This is a genomic window from Leclercia sp. M50 (genome assembly GCF_037150775.1).
Classification (GTDB): domain Bacteria; phylum Pseudomonadota; class Gammaproteobacteria; order Enterobacterales; family Enterobacteriaceae; genus Enterobacter.
The window spans coordinates 1-3003 of record NZ_JBBCPK010000198.1; the positions used below are offsets into that span (position 1 = coordinate 1).

Sequence of the window (3003 nt, forward strand, 5' to 3'; positions counted from 1 at the left end):
AAATCGAAGCCTGCCAGAGCGTGCTGAACGTGCTGCGCCAGGAGAAGAAGCACGAACAGTTTGCCACCCAGGAAAGCGTGCGAGTGGCGGATTACCAAGCCTGTATTATGGCGCGCAAAACGGGTAACAATCAGGACGTGACCAAAAATTGCGACAAAATCTGGCAGGAAATTCGCAGTAATAACAGTAAGTAATTCGCTGTTTTTAACGCCCGGTGGCGCGATGCTCACCGGGTCTACCAGGGTGAAATCACCCGTAGGCCCGTGTAAGCGCAGCGCCACCGGGCTTTTTACATTATGACAGGCATAAAAAAGCCAACCGTCAGGTTGGCTCGGAGCAGGCGGATGAATTATTTCGCGTCGTGCGCGTGATCATCTTCGCGGCAGTCGCCTTCGGCACAGTGGCCATAGAGGTAGAGACTGTGGTTGGTCAGACGAATGCCATGACGGGCGGCAATTTCACGCTGACGTGATTCGATAGAGTCGTCGCTGAATTCGATCACTTTGCCGCAATCCAGGCAAATCAGGTGATCGTGGTGATGCTGCTGCGTCAGTTCAAATACGGATTTCCCGCCTTCAAAGTTGTGACGCGTCACGATGCCTGCATCGTCGAACTGGTTCAGTACACGGTAAACGGTCGCCAGACCAATCTCTTCGCCCATGTCGATCAGACGCTTGTATAAGTCTTCCGCACTGACATGATGGTTATCCGGACCCTGAAGCACTTCCAGGATTTTTAACCGTGGAAGCGTGACTTTCAGTCCGGCCTTCTTTAATGCGGTGTTGTTGTCAGTCATGCGGAATCTGTCCTGTTGCTAAACGATTCACTTCTAAAGAAGAAGTGACAGAAAATGCACCTGGGAAATGCGTCTCACTATAGAACTGCCATGACCTAATGAAAACTGCAAGTCTCAAGTAAAGTATGCTTATAAAAACGTGGTACCGCCAACAAACTTGTTACAGGGTGACCCGTTTGAACCTGGATCATTGTACAGGTATGGCAGGAAAAGTTAAAAATTTGTAGCAATTATTTTGATTGATATTACCTATCAATGCGGCGCAACTATGGCGTTGCGCCGCAGTGTGATCAGGCGTTGAGAATATCGTCGAGGTGCAGCTCTTCGCGAACCTGCATAACCCATTTCTCTACGCGCTCAGCGGTCAGTTCAGGCTGGCGATCTTCATCGATGGCAAGACCTACGAAGTGGTTATCATCGGCCAGACCTTTAGAGGCTTCGAAGTGGTAGCCAGCAGTTGGCCAGTGACCAACGATTACGGCGCCGCGCGGCTCAATGATATCGCGGATAGTGCCGAGAGCGTCGCAGAAGTACTCTGCGTAATCTTCCTGATCGCCACAGCCGAACAGGGCAACCAGTTTGCCGTTGAAATCGATCTCTTCCAGAGACGGGAAGAAATCGTCCCAGTCGCACTGCGCCTCACCGTAGTACCAGGTAGGGATGCCCAGCAGCAGGATATCGTAGCCTTCGATATCTTCTTTGCTGCTTTTCGCAATGTCATGCACATCGGCAACGTCTTTACCTAGCTGTTTTTGAATGTTTTTTGCGATATTTTCGGTATTACCCGTGTCGCTGCCAAAAAAAATGCCGATGATTGCCATGAGTAAAATAACCTCTTGAAACTTAATGGTATGGTGGCGCAATTTAGCCACGGATAAGGGCAATCATAGCAGAACAGAGAAGCCTGCGGAAACTGCAATCACCCAGGACTGCACTCTGTGCTACATGAAAGCAATAAGAAGGGGAGTTTTCTGACTTACGCTTTGCCGTGCCATCTCTCGAGCTGCGCAATCAGCATCTCTTCAATCAGCTCACTGCGGCTGATATCACGGGCATTCGCCAGCTCGTTCAGCGCATCGACGGCTTCAGCGTTCAGTTTCAGCTCGACGCGTTTAAGCCCGCGGCTTTTATCGCGTTTAAGCTGATTGCGCTTATTGATGCGCAGCTGTTCATCACGCGAAAGCGGATTGGTTTTCGGTCGTCCCGGGCGACGCTCATTCGCGAACAGATCTAATGTCGTGCGGTCCGTGTGTTCTTTGGCCATGATTTTGAGACTTCGGGGGAAACAAGACACCCTGCTAATGCCCGGGCGATAAGCGCGCCATCATACATCACCGAAAACGGCACGCCAACGACTGGAGGCCCGCTGGCGACCAGTCGCTCTCTTTTTAATCAATTTGCCGTGTCAGCGAGGTAACGACGGATAGCGCGCAGCACCGCGTCCGGTTTTTCGGCATGAACCCAGTGTCCGGCGCCGGCAATGACATGCGCACGCGCCTGAGGGAATTGCGTCAGTAGCGCATCGCGATACGCTTCGGTTACATACGGGGAGTTGCCGCCGGTAATAAACAGCGTCGGATGCGGCCACGCCGGCACCGGCTGCCAGCCGACGATCTGGTCATATTGATCCCAGAGCACCGGCACGTTAAAGCGCCATTCGCCGTCGACGAAGGATTTCAGCAGAAACTGCACCACGCCTTCTTCGTTCAGATGCTCACGCATCAGCGCGGCAGCCTGCTGGCGGGTGCTAACGCCAGCGTCCGTGACGGCGTTGATAGCGGCGAAGATCTCATCATGGCGGCGCACATCGTAATCCACCGGCGCCACGTCGATCACCACCAGGCCCGCGATGCGCTCCGGCGCAAGCGCCGTCAGCGCCATCACCGCTTTGCCACCCATGGAGTGACCAATCAGGGTCGCTTTTTCAATATTATGCTCATTCAGCGTATCCAGCAGATCCTGGGCCATATCGGCGTAGGTCATCTGCGGCGAGCGCGGCGACAGGCCATGGTTGCGCATATCCACCTGCACCAGCGCGTGATCCTGCACCAGATCCCGTGCCAGTACGCCAAGATTATCCAGACTACCAAACAGACCATGTACCAGGACGATGGGAGAATTATTGTGCGGCGATTGTGCAGATTGCGCTCGGGTATTCAATTTCATGGCAAAGTTCTTTTTTTACGTATATCAGGTTAGGGTATCAT

General features: G+C 52.9%; 5 protein-coding genes. 1 reads left to right on the top strand and 4 read right to left on the bottom strand.

Features of this window, described 5'->3' with window-relative positions; all coding sequences use genetic code 11:
- On the top strand, positions 1–194 hold a 194-nt coding region (gene chiQ / locus WFM46_RS23365; protein ID WP_336998684.1), incomplete at its 5' end, for a ChiQ/YbfN family lipoprotein.
- A 155-nt stretch (positions 195–349) separates the two neighbouring features.
- Here chiQ and fur read toward each other — a convergent pair.
- The 4 genes from fur to ybfF form a co-directional block, all read right to left on the bottom strand.
- Entirely contained in the window at positions 350–796 is a 447-nt protein-coding gene (gene fur / locus WFM46_RS23370; protein WP_010428651.1) for a ferric iron uptake transcriptional regulator, read from the bottom strand.
- Positions 797–1086: 290 nt separating this feature from the next.
- On the bottom strand, positions 1087–1617 hold the full coding sequence (gene fldA, locus WFM46_RS23375) for a flavodoxin FldA (protein WP_336998685.1): 531 nt from the start codon (positions 1615–1617) through the stop codon (positions 1087–1089).
- A 155-nt stretch (positions 1618–1772) separates the two neighbouring features.
- Positions 1773–2060: a LexA regulated protein gene (ybfE, locus tag WFM46_RS23380; RefSeq protein WP_336998686.1), complete on the bottom strand. Its 288-nt coding sequence runs from the start codon at positions 2058–2060 to the stop codon at positions 1773–1775.
- 128 nt (positions 2061–2188) lie between these two features.
- Positions 2189–2962: an esterase gene (gene ybfF / locus WFM46_RS23385; protein ID WP_336998687.1), complete on the bottom strand. Its 774-nt coding sequence runs from the start codon at positions 2960–2962 to the stop codon at positions 2189–2191.
- Positions 2963–3003: the final 41 nt, after the last annotated feature.

What these genes read in the sequence shown, in the direction of transcription:
- fldA (WP_336998685.1), bottom strand. Translation starts at nt 1,617, where the DNA reads ATGGCAATCATCGGCATTTTTTTTGGCAGCGACACGGGTAATACCGAA.
- fur (WP_010428651.1), bottom strand. Translation starts at nt 796, where the DNA reads ATGACTGACAACAACACCGCATTAAAGAAGGCCGGACTGAAAGTCACG.
- ybfE (WP_336998686.1), bottom strand. Translation starts at nt 2,060, where the DNA reads ATGGCCAAAGAACACACGGACCGCACGACATTAGATCTGTTCGCGAAT.
- ybfF (WP_336998687.1), bottom strand. Translation starts at nt 2,962, where the DNA reads ATGAAATTGAATACCCGAGCGCAATCTGCACAATCGCCGCACAATAAT.